The organism is Agromyces laixinhei (assembly GCF_006337065.1).
Taxonomy (GTDB): domain Bacteria; phylum Actinomycetota; class Actinomycetes; order Actinomycetales; family Microbacteriaceae; genus Agromyces; species Agromyces laixinhei.
Genome location: NZ_CP040872.1, coordinates 995,707 through 1,015,698, shown reverse-complemented (window position 1 = coordinate 1,015,698; position 19,992 = coordinate 995,707). Strand labels below are relative to the sequence as shown.

Annotated in this window: 23 protein-coding genes; 6 read left to right on the top strand and 17 right to left on the bottom strand. The window is 68.8% G+C overall.

The features are described from left to right. Positions 1–80: 80 nt before the first annotated feature. From FHG54_RS04790 to FHG54_RS04730, 13 genes are all read right to left on the bottom strand, one after another. Positions 81–1,469, bottom strand: a complete 1,389-nt coding sequence (locus FHG54_RS04790; protein ID WP_139416266.1) for a DUF1214 domain-containing protein — start codon at positions 1,467–1,469, stop codon at positions 81–83. A gap of 155 nt (positions 1,470–1,624) precedes the next feature. Beyond that, positions 1,625–2,089 carry a hypothetical protein gene (locus FHG54_RS04785; protein ID WP_139416265.1) on the bottom strand — a complete coding sequence of 155 codons (465 nt, stop codon included), beginning with the start codon at positions 2,087–2,089 and terminating at the stop codon, positions 1,625–1,627. Positions 2,090–2,218: 129 nt separating this feature from the next. Beyond that, complete coding sequence (locus FHG54_RS04780) at positions 2,219–2,746, bottom strand: hypothetical protein (protein ID WP_139416264.1); 528 nt, start codon at positions 2,744–2,746, stop codon at positions 2,219–2,221. Between the two features lie 146 nt (positions 2,747–2,892). Next, positions 2,893–3,492 (bottom strand): response regulator transcription factor, encoded by a 600-nt coding sequence (locus FHG54_RS04775; protein ID WP_210415469.1) that lies wholly within the window; start codon positions 3,490–3,492, stop codon positions 2,893–2,895. Between the two features lie 14 nt (positions 3,493–3,506). Further along, on the bottom strand, positions 3,507–4,550 hold the full coding sequence (locus FHG54_RS04770; RefSeq protein WP_168197106.1) for a sensor histidine kinase: 1,044 nt from the start codon (positions 4,548–4,550) through the stop codon (positions 3,507–3,509). A gap of 155 nt (positions 4,551–4,705) precedes the next feature. Continuing rightward, positions 4,706–5,437 (bottom strand): GOLPH3/VPS74 family protein, encoded by a 732-nt coding sequence (locus tag FHG54_RS04765; protein WP_168197105.1) that lies wholly within the window; start codon positions 5,435–5,437, stop codon positions 4,706–4,708. A gap of 135 nt (positions 5,438–5,572) precedes the next feature. Further along, positions 5,573–6,175 (bottom strand): small multidrug efflux protein, encoded by a 603-nt coding sequence (locus FHG54_RS04760; protein WP_139416261.1) that lies wholly within the window; start codon positions 6,173–6,175, stop codon positions 5,573–5,575. Positions 6,176–6,326: 151 nt separating this feature from the next. Beyond that, entirely contained in the window at positions 6,327–7,055 is a 729-nt protein-coding gene (locus tag FHG54_RS04755; RefSeq protein WP_139416260.1) for a DUF1345 domain-containing protein, read from the bottom strand. A 49-nt stretch (positions 7,056–7,104) separates the two neighbouring features. After that, positions 7,105–7,503, bottom strand: a complete 399-nt coding sequence (locus FHG54_RS04750; protein WP_139416259.1) for a DUF4260 family protein — start codon at positions 7,501–7,503, stop codon at positions 7,105–7,107. Next, entirely contained in the window at positions 7,493–8,254 is a 762-nt protein-coding gene (locus FHG54_RS04745; RefSeq protein WP_139416258.1) for a MerR family transcriptional regulator, read from the bottom strand. Before FHG54_RS04745 ends, FHG54_RS04750 begins: the two co-directional genes overlap by 11 nt. Positions 8,255–8,278: 24 nt before the next feature. Next, the gene (locus tag FHG54_RS04740) at positions 8,279–8,572 is read right to left on the bottom strand and encodes a RidA family protein (RefSeq protein WP_139416257.1); all 294 of its coding nucleotides are present in this window, start codon (positions 8,570–8,572) and stop codon (positions 8,279–8,281) included. A gap of 196 nt (positions 8,573–8,768) precedes the next feature. Continuing rightward, on the bottom strand, positions 8,769–8,951 hold the full coding sequence (locus FHG54_RS04735; protein ID WP_139416256.1) for a hypothetical protein: 183 nt from the start codon (positions 8,949–8,951) through the stop codon (positions 8,769–8,771). A 48-nt stretch (positions 8,952–8,999) separates the two neighbouring features. Beyond that, positions 9,000–9,851 (bottom strand): alpha/beta fold hydrolase, encoded by an 852-nt coding sequence (locus FHG54_RS04730; RefSeq protein ID WP_139416255.1) that lies wholly within the window; start codon positions 9,849–9,851, stop codon positions 9,000–9,002. A 247-nt stretch (positions 9,852–10,098) separates the two neighbouring features. On the opposite strand from FHG54_RS04730, the gene FHG54_RS04725 reads away from it, so the two are divergent. From FHG54_RS04725 to FHG54_RS04710, 4 genes are all read left to right on the top strand, one after another. Continuing rightward, positions 10,099–12,840: an ATP-binding protein gene (locus tag FHG54_RS04725; RefSeq protein WP_210415468.1), complete on the top strand. Its 2,742-nt coding sequence runs from the start codon at positions 10,099–10,101 to the stop codon at positions 12,838–12,840. An 80-nt stretch (positions 12,841–12,920) separates the two neighbouring features. Continuing rightward, positions 12,921–13,382: an SRPBCC family protein gene (locus tag FHG54_RS04720; protein WP_139416254.1), complete on the top strand. Its 462-nt coding sequence runs from the start codon at positions 12,921–12,923 to the stop codon at positions 13,380–13,382. Next, positions 13,379–13,855: a DUF1990 family protein gene (locus FHG54_RS04715; protein ID WP_139416253.1), complete on the top strand. Its 477-nt coding sequence runs from the start codon at positions 13,379–13,381 to the stop codon at positions 13,853–13,855. Before FHG54_RS04720 ends, FHG54_RS04715 begins: the two co-directional genes overlap by 4 nt. Positions 13,856–14,134: 279 nt before the next feature. Next, a complete protein-coding gene (locus FHG54_RS04710) occupies positions 14,135–15,037 on the top strand; it encodes an alpha/beta fold hydrolase (protein WP_139416252.1) in 903 nt (300 codons plus the stop codon). 9 nt (positions 15,038–15,046) lie between these two features. Here FHG54_RS04710 and FHG54_RS04705 read toward each other — a convergent pair whose 3' ends face one another. The 3 genes from FHG54_RS04705 to FHG54_RS04695 form a co-directional block, all read right to left on the bottom strand. Continuing rightward, positions 15,047–16,069: a PHP domain-containing protein gene (locus tag FHG54_RS04705; protein ID WP_139416251.1), complete on the bottom strand. Its 1,023-nt coding sequence runs from the start codon at positions 16,067–16,069 to the stop codon at positions 15,047–15,049. Between the two features lie 26 nt (positions 16,070–16,095). Continuing rightward, positions 16,096–16,779, bottom strand: coding sequence for a DUF2510 domain-containing protein (locus FHG54_RS04700; RefSeq protein WP_168197104.1), 684 nt, complete (start codon positions 16,777–16,779; stop codon positions 16,096–16,098). 77 nt (positions 16,780–16,856) lie between these two features. After that, positions 16,857–17,900 carry an alcohol dehydrogenase catalytic domain-containing protein gene (locus FHG54_RS04695; protein ID WP_139416249.1) on the bottom strand — a complete coding sequence of 348 codons (1,044 nt, stop codon included), beginning with the start codon at positions 17,898–17,900 and terminating at the stop codon, positions 16,857–16,859. 143 nt (positions 17,901–18,043) lie between these two features. On the opposite strand from FHG54_RS04695, the gene FHG54_RS04690 reads away from it, so the two are divergent. Together FHG54_RS04690 and FHG54_RS04685 are read left to right on the top strand one after the other, a co-directional pair. Continuing rightward, complete coding sequence (locus FHG54_RS04690) at positions 18,044–19,027, top strand: EamA family transporter (RefSeq protein ID WP_139416248.1); 984 nt, start codon at positions 18,044–18,046, stop codon at positions 19,025–19,027. Between the two features lie 9 nt (positions 19,028–19,036). Continuing rightward, positions 19,037–19,735 carry an alpha/beta fold hydrolase gene (locus tag FHG54_RS04685; protein ID WP_139416247.1) on the top strand — a complete coding sequence of 233 codons (699 nt, stop codon included), beginning with the start codon at positions 19,037–19,039 and terminating at the stop codon, positions 19,733–19,735. Here FHG54_RS04685 and FHG54_RS04680 read toward each other — a convergent pair. Beyond that, positions 19,683–19,943, bottom strand: coding sequence for a hypothetical protein (locus FHG54_RS04680; protein WP_139416246.1), 261 nt, complete (start codon positions 19,941–19,943; stop codon positions 19,683–19,685). The two genes, FHG54_RS04685 and FHG54_RS04680, sit on opposite strands and share 53 nt — an antisense overlap. Between the last annotated feature and the right edge of the window lie 49 nt (positions 19,944–19,992).

Here is a 19,992-nt window from a genome sequence, read left to right as displayed (position 1 = left end):
GATCCGGCTCCGTCACGACGTCATCTCGCGCGTGGCAGCCGACCTCGAGGGGTTCACGCCGACGAACAGTCTCACCGTGATCAGTCCGTCGGTGTGATGTCGTCGAGTCGCCAGTTGTGGTCGAACGCGGCCGGCGTGGGACCGTAGATGCGGAAGTACGCGAACCAGCCGCGCCCAGGCTGAGTCTGTACCCACGCGGCCGCATCACTATCGGGTCGCTCGGGGCCGAAGACGATCTCGGCGTCGGTTCCGTCGAGCTTCCCGTCGAGTTCGAACAGTGATCGCACCGCGGCTGCGTCTTGGGCGGTGGCGATCTGCGATCGGGTCTCCGCGTCGTAGACGGTGAGGGACCAGAACAGCCCGGCCGGAACGGGAAGGGGCACTCGGAGACGGTAGGAGCGAGAGCCGCCCAGATAGACACCGGTGTCGTCGCGCGCGACGAACCAGTACAGCGACCCTTGGCCGGCCTGGCGGCGGAACATCACCGGTGATGAAGCGATGGCCTGGTAGAACCAGGTCTCTCGTGCGTCGACGTCAGGTCGCCCGTCGATCTCGAACGCCGCGTTCTCGGGGCGCAGGGTCACCCACTCCCACTGCCGATCGGTCCACACCACACGATCCTCTCGACGATCGGCGAGCGACTGGACGCGCAGCTGCGCGTCGGCTTCGCGGGCCGCGTCGACCAGGATGCGTGTCAGCCTCTCATCCGGAGCGAACGGTGTGTTGCCGCGGATTCCGAGAACGGCGAGTTCACCGATGTACGACCGGTCGTCGGCATGAATGGGTTCGGTACTGAGGTAGTCGTGCAGGAGACGCCAGTAGCCGATCGTTCCCTGGACCTCGAGCGGCGTGGTGTCCTGCGGCTTGCCCGTGAGGTCGAGCCACGTGGGCTGCTCCCATGCTGTGTCGTGGCGCAACGGATTCACCTCGACGGAGCGCAACAGGTCGATCGCCGCGTCGACGTCACCGCCTACTGGGATCGCCCGGAGGCCGACCACGACCCGGTTGCCCAACGCGCGGTGCACGTAGGCGCCGTCGGGGAAGCCGTCGTCATGATCTGCGGTGGCGAACACATGCCGGCCTCCCTTGCCTGCGTCCGGTCCGGGGATGCCCACATCGCTGATCCAGCTCTGGTCAGCGTTGAGTGACGCGCCCACGATCGGGCCCGGCGGGATCGTGACCTCGAGCGGGCCGCCGCTGAGATCGAGCAAGACCGGCGCGTAGGGCGTGTCGGAGTTCAGGGTGAACCCGATCTGGCCGGGGCGCGTGTCCATCGTTCCGAACACCCGATTCGGTCTCACTCCAACCGCTTCGGTGCCCTTCAGGATGGCCATGCCGGACACAGCGGGGAAGAAGTGCTTGTAGCACGTCACCGCGCGGATGAAGTCGGCGTTGTCGTACGCCGTGGTCACGGTCTGCTCTGTGGGGAACCCGCCACGGAACTCGTATCGCCCGTCGAGTGTCGTCATTGCCGCCTCCGGTCGTCGTCTGCTCATTCAACCGCTGATATCACCCCACTGACCAGAGCAACACGGCGCCACACACGTAGCACGGTCTGCAGATCGCATCCAACGCGGGATGGTACGCATCGGCGAGCCGACCGAAACGGCGATAGGGCGCTCGTTCAGCTGCCCCCGCGAAAGGGCTGTGACCAGATGAGCCCCACACCGGCCACCGTCACGATGGCGCTCAACGTCGTCATGGTGATTCGCCCGATCAGCTTGGAGGGAAACGCGGCAGCGGCCTGTCCGGCGAAGCCGATGGCGACGGCGATGCCGACGAGCACCGCACTGGTGAGCACGATGCCGACCGGGTTCATGCCCGAACACTCCGTGGAATCTGCCGTGCACGTGCGGAACGGGCCACCCTGACCGCTGGTGTCGTAGTCGTGCAGGCTCATCGAGAGCCCGAACATCGCGAAGAGGTTGATCGGCAGGGCGACGCACGTCAGCACGACCGTGAGCACAGGGCCGAGAACCCGGCGAGCCCGCGCCCGTCGCGCATCGGCCTTCATGAGGGCCTCCGGCATCTGCTCAGCCGCCCTGCCCGGCACGTCGCGGTCGGGTATTGCGGCGTTGTACGGTTCCACGTCGGCTCATCTCAGGTCGGTGACGGTAGGGCTACAGGCAACGTACGTCGGGGCCCGTCAGTGCGTCGATACGACCTTCGCTACATTCCACGTGCCCGAGCCGCCGCCTGTCCGATGCACCGAAGGAGTTCACCACACGAGTTCGTACGAGCGGCCGTCTCCAGGCGGCGAACCGAATGTCAGGCGGTAGCCCCTCGGCGTTCGTATCAGGCCGTACTCGCCGTTCGCGAGCGCGTTGTTCGGGTCGTCCGTGAGGATCGATGCGCCGTCCGAGTACCACGGGCCCCATTCCTCAGCAGGCTCGAGGACGGTGTACCTGGTGTGATGCCAAGTCTGGGCGCGGACCAGGTGCTGCGTGCCGTCGTCCGCCGTGATCGTGACGTACTGCCTGACCGAGGCGATCGCGATGAGGAGCAGGAAGAAGAGGCCGATTGCGATTCCGCACAGGATGAGAAGTGGTCCGAGCGCCCAGCCGGCTGCGCGCTCCAGCGTCCGCGTCGCTCTGGTCAGCTGATGCGTGATTGTCCCTGCCGCCACGCACGCCGAGCCGAGGAAGAAGAAGTGAAGGATGACTTCCCATTGGGAGGTGTCCACCGAGAAGACGACGACGTCGAACCCGGGAAGCTGGAGGTGTTCCAAGATGAGCAGCGCGCTCACGGAGGCTCCAGCGGCGGCCATCGCCACCCAGCGAATGGCCGCGCGAAGGCGGCCCGACGACGGGGGCAGCAGTGCAATCGGAGCCGATCGCGCGCCTGAAGGAACCACACCGCCGTTCTGCGGGGCCGGATCAGACGACGGCTCGCTCATGACCGCGGTGATTCGATCTCGCCGAGCCGTGACGCCTTCTGCACGGCGGCGGTGCGGGAGGACGCCCCGAGCTTGGTGAAGATGTTGGTGTTGTGCCGTTTGACCGTGCCGACCGAGATCGACAACGATCGACCGATCTCCTCATTGGACATGCCGTGCGCGATCAGCCGCATCACTTCCTTCTCGCGCAGCGACAGAATCGAGGCGACGGGCGCGGCCCGGCCGACAGTGTCACTGATGAAGGCCGCGGAACGGATCGCGTCGACCAGCTCGCTGGCCGGCGCCGATTTCGACACGAACCCTGCCGCGCCCGCCGCTCGCAGGTGATTCGCGAGGACCCGGTCGCGATGCATCGTGACGATGAGGATCCGCGTGTCGAGGGCCTCGGCTCGGACCCGGCTGATCGTCGACAGCACCGGAATGCCGGGCATCTCGACGTCGAGCAACAGCACATCTGGTCGTGTCGCGATCGTCTGCTCGTACGCCTGATCGTGCGTCGCGGCCTCACCGATGACCTCGATTCCATCGGCCGCGGTGAGCATCGCCCGCAGCCCGTCCCGGAACAGTTCGTGGTCGTCCGCGATGACCACGGTCACGGATGCCGCGCCCGTCACATTGCGCTCCGGCCGACGAACGGCAACCTGAGTCGTACGCCCGCAGCACCGGGCGCGGTCGGAAACTCCACCGTCGCTCCGATCGTGCCGGCGCGCTCGGCCATGCCGTGCAGCCCGAGCGAGGTGGGCTGGCGAACGCCGTCGGCGTAGCCGAGCCCGTCGTCGGTGACCGTGATGTGCAACTCGGTCGACGACCACTCCAGACGCGCCTGCACCGCGGTCGCCTGCCGTGCGTGCGTGCGCGCGTTGCGGGTCGCCTCAGTGACGATCGTGAACAGCTCCTCACGGGCAAGGTCGCTCAGCGGCCTCACCGCACCGACCTGCGTGACGTGAATGGGCAGCGTGCCGCGCCCGCCGGTCGCAAACGCGTAGTCCTCGAGCGCTTCAGCCAGATCCTTGTCGCCGACCTTCGCCCGGAGGTCGACGGCGATGTCCTGCGTGTCTGCGAGCGCACCGCGGAGGATCCCGATCGCCGTCGCGACCTCCTCATCCGGTCGACCCAGCTGGGCCGCCTCCAACCGCTGCACTCCGGCCGCAATGCCGTGGGCGATCCGATCGTGCAGCTCGCGCGCGAGTCGTAACCGCGCCTCACGATGCGTCGACCGCAGCTGATGCCGGAGCACCTCCACATAGGCGATGGCGCCGGGCGGGAACCGCCGCCAGATCGCATGATGCAACGCCCGCGCGACATCCAGGTCCCGTCGCTGACCGGACGCTTCGGCAGCGGCGTCGGCAACGAGCGGCAACGCCACGCCGTACAGCAGTTCCGCGGCCATCAGCGCCTCAGATGGATCGATGTCCAACGCAGCCGACAGCTGTCCGTGCGCACTCAACACCTCGAGCTCGCTGTACTCAACCGCGACGAGCGGCGAGCCGACCCCGCCGTCGCCCAACTGCGAGAACGTCTCCGCAAGGATCGACTCGACCTGAAACTCCAGCCCACCGTCGAGCGCATCAGCAGTCGCCAACACGCTCCCTCGCTGCAGCAGCCGCGCATGCAACTCGGCGATCACCGAACCGGAGACCGCAGGCACATCCATCCGCATTCCATCCCCCACTTGCCGTTCTCGGGCATTCGACGGTGGCCACGCTGCACGTGGCCCTCTTCTGGACCGTACCCCGAAGCCGACCACGGATCGATACGACCTCCGGCACATCATCACGATCCGCGACGCCGTCGAGCGGATGCCGGGGCTCAGCTATTCCGCGGAAGGACGGCCGCGGCGATGATGACGTTGTTGACGATGATCGCCGTCATGGTGCGGGCGACGGCCTCGGCGGCGGCTCCGGCCCCCCAGTTGCCCCTTTCGAGTTCCTTCGCCCTGGTGATGACCGGCGACGACCAGGGAATCTCACGATGGAACTGGGGAAGTGTGCCGCTTCCGGAGAGCAATGCGGCGAGCGCGGCGACACGGGGCGACGGCTCCGCGCCGTCGACGAGCACGTCGCGGATCTCGGCGATCAGGCGATCGCGACGAGCGGTCCCGCCGTCTTCGAGTACGGCCATCTCGAACAACCCGAGTGCCTTGCGGGTGCTTCGGCGCACGTCGCCGCGTTCGATGAGCCGCTCCAGCAGTGGCCCCCGCAGCGTCGGCCCGATCGCAGCGAGGATCGTCTGGACGCCCCTTGGCTTCTCAGAGACGTAGTCCCAGGCGGCTCGGAGGATGTCATCGGCCGGCGGCCGGTGCTCGACGGCCTCCACCTTCGTGTTCCGGCTCGTCCTCACGTGGTCGCCGAGGGCGAGGTCTGCGACCACTGCTCCCGCGAGGATGTAGAACAGGGTGTTCTCGCCGGCGATCGCTCCGGAGTCGGGCTGGAACAGCAGGAGGAGCAGGTCCTCCGCCAAGGTGGATGCGTCGGAGGGGGTGTTCTCGCGGGGGCTCGCGGGTTCGGGGCGGGCGAGTGGGCCGTCGGGATGCGGGATCATCGGTCGTTCCTTTCTGTCGTGCTCTCGTCGACCTGTTGTGCTCTCGTCGACCCTGTTGTGCTCTCGTCGACTCTGTTGTTCTCGTCGACTCTGTTGTTCTCGTCGACGGACGTGCGCGGACGAGGTCGTAGGTGCTCAGACGCCGACGACGAAGGTGAGAGCGGCCCAGACCGAGACCGTGCCCACCGTCGTCCACAGCGCGATGGCGATGGCCTGCCAGAGCAGCACCCACGCTCGAGGGGTTCCTCCGGCGACGAGCATGGCGGCCGTGAAATGCGTCGGGATCGCGAGCGGGCCGAGGATGCTGGCCCCGGGCACGCCGAATCGGATGAGCCATCTCTTGAAGCGCTGACGGCCCTTCGACTCCGGCTTGGCGGGCGCGGGCTCCTCGAGCTCCGGGGCATCCGCGTATCGCGAAGCGCCCGCGTAACGCGAAGCGCCCACGGTTGCCGGGGCGCCCACCGTCGCCGGTGCGCGTGCCGAACGACGACTCACGACGGCGCTGCGAGCTCGCGAGGTGACGAGTACGACGACGAGTACGGCGACGAAGTTGCCCGCGGCGCCGGCGATGCCCGCGATGATGGGATTGATTCCGCCGACGATGCCGATGATGGCTGCCCCCTCGCCTTCGATGAAGGGAACGGCGCCGGCCAGCAAGACGATGAACGGCTGGAAGATCTCAGGCACCTGGGCCACGAGATCCTGGAAATTGCGGATGAGTTCCTCGACGGGATTCACGGTGAGCTCCTCGAACTGGGTGGCGAACGCCGAGATTCGTCCCGGCTGTTCCCCAGTAGAAACCGCGTTCTCAGAACATGGTCAAGTCCTGTGAGCCAGAAGCAGAGCCCCTTCACTTCCGCCTGACCCGGCTGCTTCCGCTGATCGTTCGCTACCCCGACAGTCCGCCGAACAGGAACGAGACCATCATGGCGATGATGACGGAGTTGAAGACGAAGGCGATGACGACGTTGCCGCGCACGATGCGCCAGGCCGTACGGGAGGCGGGGTCGGCTGAGGTCGTGGCGGCCATGGTGGAGATCAGCACGGCGAACGTGATGTAGTCGCTGAAGTGCGCGCGGTCGGGGAGGTGGAAACGGAAGTGAGCACCGTCGCCGTCTCCGTCGCCGTCTCCGGCCCCGGCCCCCAGCCGGAGATAACTCTGCGCGAAGGAGAAGACCATCAGGATCCAGGAGCTCGCGACGGTGAGCAGCGCGAGAACGATGTAGAGGGGTTCTCCGCGAAACGCCGGTTGCTGGGCGATCGCCACGGTGACGGCGACGGCCACGACGGCGGCCGAGATGGTCGTGTTGGTCGTGCCGGTCAGGCCGAGGAATCGCGGCAGCGAACGGTGTTCATGCCGGTTCTCGGCGACGGTCACGCGCCTGAGTGAGGCATGGTCGAGGCGCGAGTACACCCGGTATCCCCAGCCCACGTACAGCGCGGTGTACACGGGCCACGAGATCGCGTAGACCGGCACGATCCATTGGTCCAGCTCGCGGAGGTCGATGTGCACGACGTACACCAGGATCGCCAGCACCGCGAGAGCGGCGACGGAAGCGACCGCGCTGCTCACCCAGACCCGGAAGATGTCGCTCCTCGGTCTCTTGGCCGACCCCATACGGGTCTCCCTCCATCGTTCGCGAGCACCTCAGAACCGGCCGGCTGCCTCAGTCTGGCGTGATCTGCGACCGCCGGCCGATCCGCCCGAGGTGCGTATGAGCGAAATCCTCCAGCTTGAGTCCGTACCCGAGCGCTCGATCGACGGCGACGTGAAACGCCCAGCACGCCGCGAGAAGGGCAAGCCAGACCACATGACGATCCATGATGAGCAGGATCACGTAGAGCGAGAACACGATCGCCGGGCCGGCGTAGTTGTGCACCGCGTTGTAGGTGACGGCGCCCATGCGAGCGCTTCGCAGATAGCCGGCAGCGGAGAGATCGAACAGCAGGAACGCGGCGAGCAGCAGCCACCAGGGCTGACCGAACGCAATCACTGCGAGCAGAATCGCCACCGCGATCGCGGCATTCTCGATTCGCTGGATGGTCGTGGTCGTCTCAGAACGCATCGTCCGGGGCCTTCCCTCGTTCGGTGCGCAACTGCTCTTGAGCGAGCACGCCGGCGCGACCGAGAACGTCGAGCTGTGCGGGGTTGTACAGTTCGACCGCTGCCTCGATGAACGTCTGCTGGGTGACGCGTTCACTCTTCGACAGATGCCCTGCCGGGTCCGCCAGCCACGGATACTCGACCAGGTTCTGCGCGAGGGCTGGAGCGAGCCGCTCTGCAAGTCGCTGTCGAGTCGCGTCATCCGCGTTCTCCGGCAACGCATCGATCGCTTCCCCGACCGCGCCGGCGTCGGCGTCGACTTCAACCATGCGCCGCAGATCGGCGAGAGCTTCTTCGTCATACAGCTGCGTGTAGATGTGGATGATCGAGCTGTCCGCCTCCGACATGCGCGACGCGACCGACGCGAACCCGGCCGGCGCATCCGCAGGCGCATTCTCACGCAGGATCACGGCGATGTCAGTGCGAGCCCGCTGCAGACGCTCGATACTCGCCGCGAGTTCTGCATCCAATTTCCGGAGCGCATCCGGCGTGCTCTCGTCACCTGCGCCGACCTGCCCGATCCGCGACAGGGGAACCCCCAGCTCCGCAAGCCGTCGGGCCCTCAGCAGGCGCACCAGGTCTCGCACGCCGTACTGCTTGTACCCGTTGTACCGGCGCTCGGGTTCGTCGAGCAGACCGAGCCGGTGGTAGTGGCGGATCGTGTTCACGGTCGTGCCGGCGAGTTCTGCCAGCTCACGCGTGCTCCAGGGCATCGGCTGCTCCTTCGGTATCGGGCTTCACCGTCCGCCCTGCAGGGACGGGCCAGGGCGAGAGGTGTCGACGATGGCGGTGACCTCCGCTTCAACAAGGATGCCCTCATCGAACAGGATGTCGACCCCGATCGCGGCGAGTGGCGGTCGAGGCAGATCGAACTCGCGTGAGGCCTGCTCGACACCGGCGACCAGCTCGCCGTTCTCGTCCCATGCGACCTGGCCCGCAATGTGCACATGGGTGTCCCCGGTCGCGACGGCGACGTGATGGTACAGCGGGTCGGGGCCGGCCTTGTCGGGGTTGAGCAGTCGTACGGTCATGGTGTCTCCTGACTCGATGTGATTCGCGACGGGCATGGTTGGGTTGACGGGTGCGCGCTTGCGCGTCGTGCGTGATAGGCCACTATCGATGCGGTGGCGAGACCCAGATCGTCGGGTCGGACTCGTGTGACCGGAACCGTCTCGGTGCAGAGAGGCAGCGTGAAGCCGCCGGCAGTCACCGCGGCTGAACGGGGTGTCATTTCTCTGCCCGAGGCGGTCGTCGGTGCGGGATGCGGGGGCGCTGCGTGCCGGCCAGGCCCAACAGGGTGCCGCCGAGCACCGCGGCGACGCTGAAACCGCTGGGGCGGGTGGCACGATCACGAGCGGTGGCCGGGTTCGCAGCGCGGGTCGCCCCGGTCGAGCTGCTCGGTTCATTCATCGTCGGCTCCTTCTGAGACGGGTCGTCGACGGCGGCTCTGCGGCGCCGTCAGTCGAGGTGCGGTGCCATGAAGGCGAGCAGCACGGCGTTGACCTCGGGGGCGTGCGTCCACAGCAGCCCGTGCGGAGCCCCGGTGATCTCCACGTACTGCGCGTCGGGCAGCGCCTGCCGGAACCGGCGGGCCGTCGCGTCGATCGGGAGGATCCTGTCGGCCGTGCCGTGGAGGATGAGCGCGGGCTTGCCGCTGGCGCGAACCGCCTCGACATCCCCACGGAAGTCTTCGATCCACGACGACACCACGGCAGACGCCGCCACGGGTGCGCTCGAGATCGCGACCTGCCAGCTGCCGGTGACGGCCTCCTGGCTGATTCGGTTGCCGAGGGTCTCGTCGAGGTTGTAGAAGTCGGTGAAGAACTGCGTGTACCAGGCGTACCGATCATCCCTCGCCTGTGCTTCGATCTCATCGAAGACCATCTGGGGAACGCCCTCGGGATTGTCCGACCGGGCGACGAGGTACGGCTCCAGGGCGGCGAGGAACGCGAGCTTCGCGACCCGTTCGTGGCCGTATCGTGCCACGTAACGGGCGAGTTCGCCGGTTCCCATCGAGAACCCGACGAGGATGACGTCTCGGAGGTCGAGGGTCTCCATCACCGTGTTCAGATCGGCGGCGAAGGTGTCGTAGTCGTAGCCCGAACCGGCCTTCGAGGACTGGCCGAAGCCCCGACGGTCATAGGTGATGACCCGGTATCCGGCAGCGAGCAACTCCCGGGTCTGACGCTCCCAGCTCTGGCCGTTCAGCGGATACCCGTGGATGAGCACCACAGGCTGGCCTGCGCCATGATCCTCGTAGTACAGCCCGATCGGCGTGCTGTTCTCCTCCCCGACGGCGATGTGTCCCATGTCGTTTCCCCTCTCGAAAGTCCTTCATGCAGATTCGGTTCGGCTGGTTCCCCGACTCGCGGGTCTCCACCGTGCTGTCAGGCTCGCACCGGCACGGGCCGCTTCGCGTCGGTGGAAGCCACCGAGTTGATCTCCGGATGTCACCGACGGCTGTTCGGGCCGTCGACACCCGCGTCAGGGATAATTGCTGTGGAAACCACATGGTTTCGGGCAGGCGGTGCCATCCGACACTGCATGGGAGCGAAACGTGCCGAAGCTTCTGGACAGGCGCTCTGAGCGCCACGAGCTCGAGCAACTTCTGGCCGCGGCGCAAGCCGGGCGCAGCGGGGCGCTCGTCGTGCGCGGCGAGGCTGGAATCGGGAAGACCGCCCTGCTCGATCACCTGCGCGACATGGCAGAAGCATCCGGGTTCCGGGTGGAGTCATCGACGGGAGTCGAGGCCGAATCGCAGTTCGCGTTCGCCGGGTTGCATCAGTTGTGTGCACCGCTGCTCGACCGCATAGGGGTGCTGCCGGAACCGCAGCAGATCGCCCTCGGAGTGGCGTTGGGCAGGCAAGGCGGTGCCGCTCCAGACCGGTTCCTCGTCGGATTGGCGACCCTCAACCTTCTCGCCGAGGTCGCCGAGCATGGCCCGTTGCTCTGTCTCGCCGACGATGCGCAGTGGCTCGACCACGCGTCCGCCGAGGTGCTGGCGTTCGTGGCCCGGCGGGTGTCGGCCGAGCAATTGGTGTTGGTGTTCGGTGTGCGCGACCCCGCAGAGGGCACTGCACATACGTTCGCCGGCCTGCCCGATCTGCGTCTGAACGGGCTCGACGAGACGAATGCCCGGGTGCTGCTGGGCACAGCCGTGCGGGCGGCGTTCGACGACGGCGTTCGCGACCGGATCATCGCGGAGGCGCGGGGAAACCCGCTCGCGCTGCTCGAGCTGCCCGGGAGCATGCAACCTGCTCGGCTTGCGGGAGGCTTCCAACTGCCAGACCTCATGGATGTCCCGGGCCGCGTCGAAGACAGTTTCCGACGCCGCTCGGGCAGCCTGCCAGAGACCACGCAGGCTCTGCTGCTGGTGGCCGCGGCCGAACCGACGGGAGACGCGGCTCTGCTGTGGCGCGCGGCTGCTCAGCTCGAGATCTCCCCTGAGGCGGCCGCGCCGGCGGAATCCGCCGGGTTGCTCGAGATCGACTCCCGAGTGCGGTTTCGCCATCCGCTGGTGCGCTCGGCGGTGTATCGGGCCGCAACCCCGCCCGACCGCCGCCGGGCGCACAGCGCGTTGGCCACGGCAACCGACCCCCTGCTCGACCCCGACCGGCGCGCATGGCACGGCGCGCAAGCGGTCATGGGCGCCGACGAGCAGGCCGCAGCAGAGTTGGAGCGTTCAGCAGGGCGAGCGCGTGCCCGCGGCGGATTCGCAGCCGCGGGAGCGTTCATGCAGCGATCCGCAGAGCTGACGCCCGAGCCGTCCGACCGCACGAGACGCGCGTTGGACGCCGCGCATGCCAAGCACGAGGCCGGTGCATCGGATGCCGCCCTGGAACTGCTCGCGGTCGCGGAGGCCGGGCCGCTCGACACGCTGCAGCGCGCACGAGTCGATCTGCTGCGCGCTCAGATCGCGTTCCACGTGTCGCGTGGCACGGAGGCGCCGGGAATGCTGCTGGATGCCGCCAGGATGCTCGCCCCGTTGGACGCAGCGCTGTCTCGCGAGACGTACCTCTACGCACTCGATGCGGCGATCATCAACGGCGGCTCCGCCGGTGCGGGCATCGCCGAGGCGACGCTTGTCGCTTGCGACCCGGGGCCGACGGCGCGGCCGGTCGACCTGCTCCTGGACGGACTTGCGACGACCATGGCCCGGGGGTACTCGGCAGGGGTTCCTCGACTGCGGCTCGCGCTGGAGGCGTTTCGTGACGCCGACCGCGCGGACGTTGTGCACGACGATCGGGATCAGCCGTGGCTGTGGCTGGCGGGCCGAATCGCCGTCGGAATCCTCGACGACGAGCTGGCTCACGTGCTGTCCGACCGCACCGTTCGCCTGACGCGTGCCGCCGGCGCACTGGCAGGGCTCCCCGCCGCCCTGAACTTCCAGGCCAACGTTCTCGTCATCAGCGGGCAGCTCGCCCGCGCCGGCGAGTTGGCTGCCGAGGCGTCGGCGATCACCGACTCGACCGGCGGCGTTCAGCTGCGTCACGCGCACACCATCCTGGCTGCCTGGTGTGGCGACCGAGCTGTGACGACCGAACTGAGCGATCTCACATTCCACGATGCCAGCTACCCCGAGGACGGTGCCGAGGTTGCCTTGGCACAGTATGCGACAGCAGTGCTTCACAACGGGCTCGGCGAGTATCCGGCCGCTCAGGAGGCTGCGGCGAGGGCGTGCAGCACCGACGAGCTGTCGATCAGCAGCGTCAGCCTGCCCGAGCTGATCGAAGCATCCGTTCGTGCCGGCGACCCGGAACGCGCGGCACTCGCGCTCGAGCGGTTGAGTTCGCGAGCCCGTGCCTGTGGCACGCCGTGGGCGCTCGGCCTCGAGGCACGTTCACGGGCACTGACGAGCACCGGCCCCGATGCCGAAGACCACTACCGTGAGGCGCTGGCACTCCTCGGAGACTCCAGGATGACCGGCGAAACCGCCCGCGCCCACTTGGTCTACGGGGAGTGGCTGCGCCGCGAGGGTCGTCGGCAGGATGCACGCGAACAGCTGCGGGAGGCCCACGAGCTTCTGTCGCACATGGGTGCGCAGGCGTTCGCCTCACGAGCCGCCCGTGAGCTACGCGCCACCGGGGAGCATCCGCGCAAACGAACCGCCCGGTCCACCGACGAACTCACCGCCCAGGAGCTTCACATCGCGCGCCTCGTGGCCACCGGGGCGACGTCGAGAGAAGTCGGCTCGCAACTGTTCCTGAGTCCGCGCACGATCGAAGCCCACTTGCGGAACATCTTCCGCAAGCTCGACCTCACCTCGCGCCGTCAACTCAGAGAGTTCTCCCTTCCGTGACTCCCACTGCACATCTCTGCAGCAAGATCGGAAGCATCCTCAATCGAGGTCGGAGGCGGCCCACCTGACAGGATCGATGCGTGGTCAGTTCCTTTTCTCTCGTCACCCGAACGACAGTGCCGGTGGAGCAGCTGTTCGATGCCTCCCTGAGCATCGACGAGCACGTGGCGTCGATGCGGCAGTCGAGCGAGCGAGCGATCGGCGGTGTCACCGGCGGATCGATCGGGCTCGGCGAGACCGTGACCTGGCGTGCGCGGCACTTCGGGGTCTGGTTCACGATGACCGCGCAGATCACCAGTCTTGATCGACCCGATCGGTTCGTCGACGAGCAGACCAGCGGACCGTTCCGCTCCTTTCGCCATGAGCACTCGTTCGGCCGGGACGGCGAGATCACCGTCATGGTCGACACGTTGACGATCGGGTCGCCGATCTTCGGACGGCTCGCCGAGCGCACGGCGCTGGTGCCCTACCTGCGCCGGCTGATCCGCATCCGCAACCGCCACCTCGTTGCGGTGCTCGAGGAGGCGACCGGCACCACATGACCGACCCTCAGCTGCAGGCATGGCCCGTCGACGAGTCGAGCTCGTTCCATCGCTCCGAAGCATCGACCGGGATCGGACACGGCGACGAGGTCTGGGAGCGCGCCGTACACGATGTCCTCCGTTGGAAGGTGAAGACCCGGAGCGGATTCACCGTACCCGACGCGCAACCGGTTTCGCCGGGCATGGAACTCACGATCACCGCCCGGGTGGCCGGCATCACCGTCCACGAACCCGTCCGAGTGGTGTCCGTCATCGCCACCGGATCACGCGTCGGGTTCTCCTACCGAACCCTCCCAGGGCACCCCGTCGACGGCGAGGAAGCATTCATCGTCCACCGCGAAGTCGAGGACGTGTTCCTCACCATCCGATCGCTCACGCGCCCGGCGCCCCAGCAACCGTGGCGGGCGCTCTATCCGCTACTCCGCATCGCTCAGCAGATTGCCCGACGCCGGTATCTGAGCGCGCTACGCTGACCATCTCACCGACGACGCGCGACTCCCGAACCACCGGTCACGAACCGGTCCACTCGTACCCGTCTGGGTCAGTGAACGGATCGACATCCCGGACGGCTGCGCGCGCACGCGCGAATCGAGCCCCGGCGCCTCGGCGTAGAAGACCCCGGCTCGTCAAGGTGCGGCCAGGCGCATCAGGTGCGGCCAGACTCACGTACTGATGCGCCAGACGCATCAGTAGGAGAGTGTGCCAGCACCACGCCGTTGACGGGGATTCCGGCGGCGAGGATGATCGACGCTATGGGCACGAAAGCGGCGCCCCGGCGGCCTCCCAGGCGGCCGGAGTCGAGTCTGGCCGAGCGGTGGACCACGGTCGACGGCATCGCCCTGTTCTACCGCGAATCCCCGCAGCCACCGGATGCCCCGGCGATGATGCACCTGCACGGTTTCGGCCTCTCGGGGCGATACCTGCTGCCGACCGCAGAGCGCCTCGCCGACCAGTTCCACACCCTGGTGCCCGACCTGCCCGGCTTCGGCCGCAGCGGCAGGGCCGCGAATGCGCTCGACGTGCCCGACCTCGCGCACGCTGCTGCCCGCTTCCTCGACGATCGCGGCATCGAGAAGGCCACCCTCGTCGGCAACTCGATGGGCTGCCCGGTCATCCTCGAATTCGCACACCATTACCCCGAGCGCATCGAGCGGGCCGTGCTCGTCTCACCGGCCGGCGGCGTCTACAACCAGCCGCTCGGCCGCGCGGTCGGCCAGCTCACCCGTGACGGCGGCCGCGAGCCCCCGCGCATGATGAAGGTCGCCGTGCCCGACTACCTTCGCTTCGGCGTGCCCAGCACCTTCAAGATGTTCCGGGCCCTCACGCAGTACCCGTCGCTCGAACGTCTGCTCGAGCTCCACGTTCCGACGCTCGTCGTCATCGGCGAACGCGATCCGCTCATGCCCGGTGCGACCCGGGTGCAGGAGGTCGCCGCAGCGACCGACAACCACGTGCTGCTCGTCAAGATCGAGGGCGCGGCGCACGCGATCAACTTCAGCCACTCGGGTGAGCTCGCCCATCTCATCCGACTGTTCATGGCCGACAGACCGATCGTCGACGACCCCGCATCCCCCGGACACGCGAGCCTCACCGAGATCCACCGCGGCACGCACCTGCCGCCGCATCAGGGCACATCGCAGCGTCCGGGTTCGTAGGAGAGCAGCTCACGCCGAGCGGTCGCGACTCCACTCGAGCAGCCGCTCGACCGGCCATGTCGTGACGATGCGTTCGGCGGGCACGCCGTTCGCCGTCGCGCGGGCGGCCCCGAGTTCGAGGAACGTCAGGTGCCCCGGAGCGTGCGCATCGCTGTCGATCGAGAACAGGCACCCCGCCTCGAGCGCGACCGCGATCAGCTCATCGGGCGGATCCTGCCGCTCGGGCCGCGAATTGATCTCGACGGCGACGCCGTGCTCGGCGCACGCCTCGAAGACCGGCTGCGCGTCGAAGGTCGACGGCGGGCGAGTGCCGCGCGCGCCCTCGACGAGCCGGCCGGTGCAGTGCCCGAGCACGTTCGTGTGCGGGTCTGCGATGGCGCGCAGCATCCGCTTCGTCATCTCGGGCGCCTCGGTGCGGAGCTTGGAATGCACGCTCGCGACCACGACGTCGAGCCCGTCGAGCATCTCTGGAGTCTGGTCGAGGGTGCCGTCGAGCATGATGTCGACCTCGATGCCGCGAAGCAGACGGATGCCGCCGGCCCCCGCCGCCGCCTCGGCGATCGCGTGCCGCTGTGCCGTGAGTCGCTCGGCGCTCAGCCCGTTGGCGACGCGCAGGCTCGGCGAATGGTCGGTGACGGCGAGGTACTCGAGGTCGAGTGCCTCAGCCGCCCTGGCCATCGTCTCGAGGCTCGTCGTGCCGTCGGACCAGTCGGTGTGGCTGTGCAGATCGCCGCGCAACTGCGCGCGGAGACCGGTGCGCGCGCCCTCGGGCGAGAGGCCGGCCTTCGCCCGGAGCTCCGCGAGACGCGCGGGCACGCCGCCCTCGACCGCTTGGGCGATGACCGCGAGCGTCGAGTCGCCGATGCCGGCCGTGCGCTTCAACCGGCCGTCGCCGACGCGAGCCGCGACCTCTTCGGCGTCGAGCGGGCGGATGATCTCGGCCGCCCGCCGGAACGCCTTCGACTTGTACGCCGAGGCGCGATCGCGTTCGAGCAGGAAGGCGATCTCCTCGAGCGCGGCGACGGGGTCCATCGCCCCATTCTGCTCGGTCGCGGCGGTCAGTACGAGGAGTACATCTCCATCGAGCTCGAGAAGAGGTTCACCATCATGACCGCGACCCACGTCACCACGCCGATCGTGAGCACGACCGACAACGCGATCGCCGCCGCCATCGGCAGGAACCCGCGACCGGCCTGCCCCCGCACCACGACCGAACGGCCGATGACGTAGACGAGCGAGGAGAGGAATGCCCACGCCCAGTGGAAGCGGCGCGCGTAGCCGAGCCGCCTGAGTGCCGCGTAGTCGAGGTAGGCGAACCAGACGACGAGCCCGTAGGCGATCCAGCTGCCGAACATCAGCGCGAGATACCACGGGTCGGTGTAGGGGCCGAGCGCGGCGAGCACCGGGTTCGCCGAAGCATCCACCGACATCGACGACATCACGTACGCCTCGAGGTCCCAGAAGAAGATCGGCAGCGCGGCGAGCACGGGCAGGGCCACGATCAGCCAGATCCAGAGCGTGTCGACCGGAGTGCCCTCGGGCATGCGCGCGGCTTCGGCGCCGCCGTACGGCGCAGGGCGCCCGCCCTCCGCAGCCGGCACGTAGGCGGGGGCGGCGGGGTATGCCGTCACCGGGGCGGCAGCCCGGTGCTCGGTCCACTGCGCACCGTCCCACCAACGCTGCGCTGCGGCATCGTTCGGATCGGGATACCAGCCTGCGGGTGCGGCACGACCATCGCTCATCGATTCCTCCTGAGGGTTCCCCGTCATGCTACGGGGTCATCCGATGGGCACCTGACGAGCAGGGCGAGCGGATGCCGCTACAGCTCGACGACGGTCATGCCCGAGCCTGCGCCGCCCGCCCGGCCCATCGCCGCGAGCGCCGACGGCACCTCGTCGAGGGTGATGCGCCGACCGACGAGCTCGATCGGGCGGAAGTCACCCGAGGCGACGGCGCCGAGCATCGAAGGATACTCGTGGGCCGCCATGCCGTGACTGCCGAGGATCTCGAGTTCGCCGTCGATGACGGCGTCCATCGGCATCGCGGCGAGCGCGGAATCGCCGACCATGAGGCCGATCTGCACGTGCCGGCCCCGCTTCTTCAGGCTGCGCACCGAGGCGAACGACGTCTGCGACGAGCCGTAGGCGTCGACCGAGACATCCACACCGCCGCCCGAGATCTCGAGGATGCGATCGGCCGCGCCCTCGCCGCCCTGCACGGGCACGGCGCCGAGCCCCTCGGCCGCGGCGAGCGCGGCATCCGACACGTCGACGCCGTAGACCTTCACGCCCGCCGCGACGGCGATCATGATCGCGGAGAGGCCCACCCCGCCGCATCCGTGCACCGCGATCTGCTCGCCGGGAGCGAGTCGCGAACGCGAGACGATGGCCCGGTAGGCCGTCGCGAACCGGCAGCCGAGCGAGGCCGCCTCGACGAAGCCGAGCGAATCGGGCAGGGCGATGAGGTTCAGCTCCGCCTCGTCGATCGCGACGAAGTCGGCGAACGAGCCCCAGCGGGTGAAGCCCGGCTGCGACTGGTGGTCGCAGACCTGCTCGTTGCCGGTGAGGCACTCGTGGCAGCGGCCGCACGCGCAGATGAACGGGGCGGTGACGCGATCGCCGACCGCCCAGCCCGCCGCCGGGTCGACCTCGGAGCCGAGCACGGCGATCTCGCCGGCGAACTCGTGCCCGGGCACATGCGGGAGCGACACGGTCTCGTCGTGCCCCATCCAGGCGTGCCAGTCGCTGCGGCACACGCCGGTCGCGCGCACCCGGATGACGGCGCCGCGCGGCGGACACTCGGGCTCGGGCACGTCGACGAGTTCGGGCGTCTCACCGAAGGCGTTGAAGAGCACGGCGCGCACAGGAGTCCTTTCCGTTTCGGGTCACGGATGTCGGCTGCGCCCACGGCTTCGTCGCCGGATCGCGCGCACGACATCCGCGAGCCTACCCGCCTGCGGCGAGGCGCCCGCGCACCACCGCACGCGGGATTGTGGAACAATATGGCATGAGATTCGTGACCGCCGTACTGCTCGCGGCCGTCTGCTTCGGCACCACCGGCACCGCGCAGGCGCTCGGCCCCGATGCGAGCGCGGCCTCGGTGGGCGCGGCACGGATCCTGATCGGCGGCGGCGCGCTCTGGCTCATCGCCCTCGTTCCGATCCTCGCCGCGCGCCGACGCGCGGCCGCCCGCGCCCCCGTCGCGCCGGCCGCCGGCATCGCCACGCGGCATCCGCTGCCCTCATGGCTCGTCGTCGCCATCGGCGCTGCCGGCGTGCTCGCCTACCAGCCGGCGTTCTTCGCGGGCACCGCCGCGAACGGCGTCGCCGTCGGCACCGTCGTGGCGCTCGGCTCGGCCCCTGTCATCACGGGCGGACTCGACTGGATGCTGCGGCGCCGCTATCCCGGCCACCGCTGGGCCGTCGCGACCGCCATCGCGACCCTCGGCGTCGGCATCCTCGCGGCCGCGACCGGCGGCGGCGGATCCGCGGGGGCCGACCCGCTCGGCCTCGCCGCGTCGCTCGGCGCCGGCGCCTCGTACGCCGTCTACACGCTCGCCGCGAAGGCACTGCTCGATCGCGGCTGGAGCGCGTCGTCGAGCATGGGGGCGCTCTTCGGCGCGGCGGCGGTCTGCAGCATCCCAGTGCTCGCGACGACGGATGTCTCGTGGCTCGCGACCGCGCCCGGACTCGTGATGGCGCTCTGGCTCGGCCTCGTCACCACGACCGTCGCCTACCTCCTCTTCGGGTACGGGCTGGGCGGACTGGCCCCCGCCACGGCGTCGACGCTGACCCTCGCCGAGCCGCTGACCGCGGGCATCCTCGGTGTCGCGCTGCTCGGCGAGGCGCTCACCGGCGGCGCACTGCTCGGACTCGTCGTGCTCGCCGCGGGCATCGTCGTGCTCGCGACAGCGAACGTCGGGCGGCGCCCCCGCGTCTCGGTCGCCCGAGGGGCGGCCGTCGCAGTTCCCCGTGTCGGAGGTCGGGGATAGCGTCACCGCATGGACGTCATTCTCATCCCCGGTTTCTGGCTCGACGCGTCATCGTGGCAACGGGTCACCCCGCTGCTCGAAGAGGCGGGCCACCGCGTGCATCCGCTCACCCTGCCCGGCCTCGAGTCGGCGGACGCCGACCGCTCCGACATCGGCCTGCGCACCCACATCGATGCCGTCGTCGAGGTGGTCGACGGCTTCGACGAGCCCGTCGTGCTCGTCGGCCACTCGGGCGGCGGCACGGTCGCCCACGGCGTCGTCGACGCTCGCCCCGACCGCATCGCACGTGTCGTCTACGTCGACTCCGGGCCGGTCGCCGAGGGCGACGTGATCAACGACGATCTGCCCGTCGAGGGCGCCGACCTGCCGCTCCCGCCGTGGGAGGCGTTCAGCGACGAAGACCTCGTCGACCTCGACGACGGGCTCCGCTCCGAGTTCAGGGCTCGCGCCGTCCCCCAGCCGTCGGCGGTCGCCACCGACCCCATCCGCCTCGGCGACGAGCGTCGCTACGACGTGCCGATCACGATCATCGCGTGCGAGTTCCCGAGCCGGCTGCTCGCCGAGTGGATCGCAGCAGACGCACCGATGACCCGCGAACTCGCGAAGGTCGAGCAGGTGAACTACGTCGACCTGCCGACCGGCCACTGGCCGCAGTTCACCAGGCCGGTCGAGCTCGGTCAGACGATCGCTGCAGCGCTCGCAGACTGAGGGCGAGCAGGTCGGGTTCCGGGGTGTCGTGCTGCTCGACGCGCTTGCCGAGGCGGGTGCCCGTCACCGGCGGGGTGCCCGTCGGTTCTGCGTACCAGTGATCGGCGCCGCGGTTGCAGGTGCACGCGAGTGCGACCGTCTCGTCGATCGTGACCGCTCGGAAGAACTCGCGGTGTTGAGTGGGGGTGTCGCGTCGTCGCCGGGCCATGCTCGCTCTCCTGTCTGCGCACGTCGTCGGTGCGCTTACAGAAGAGACG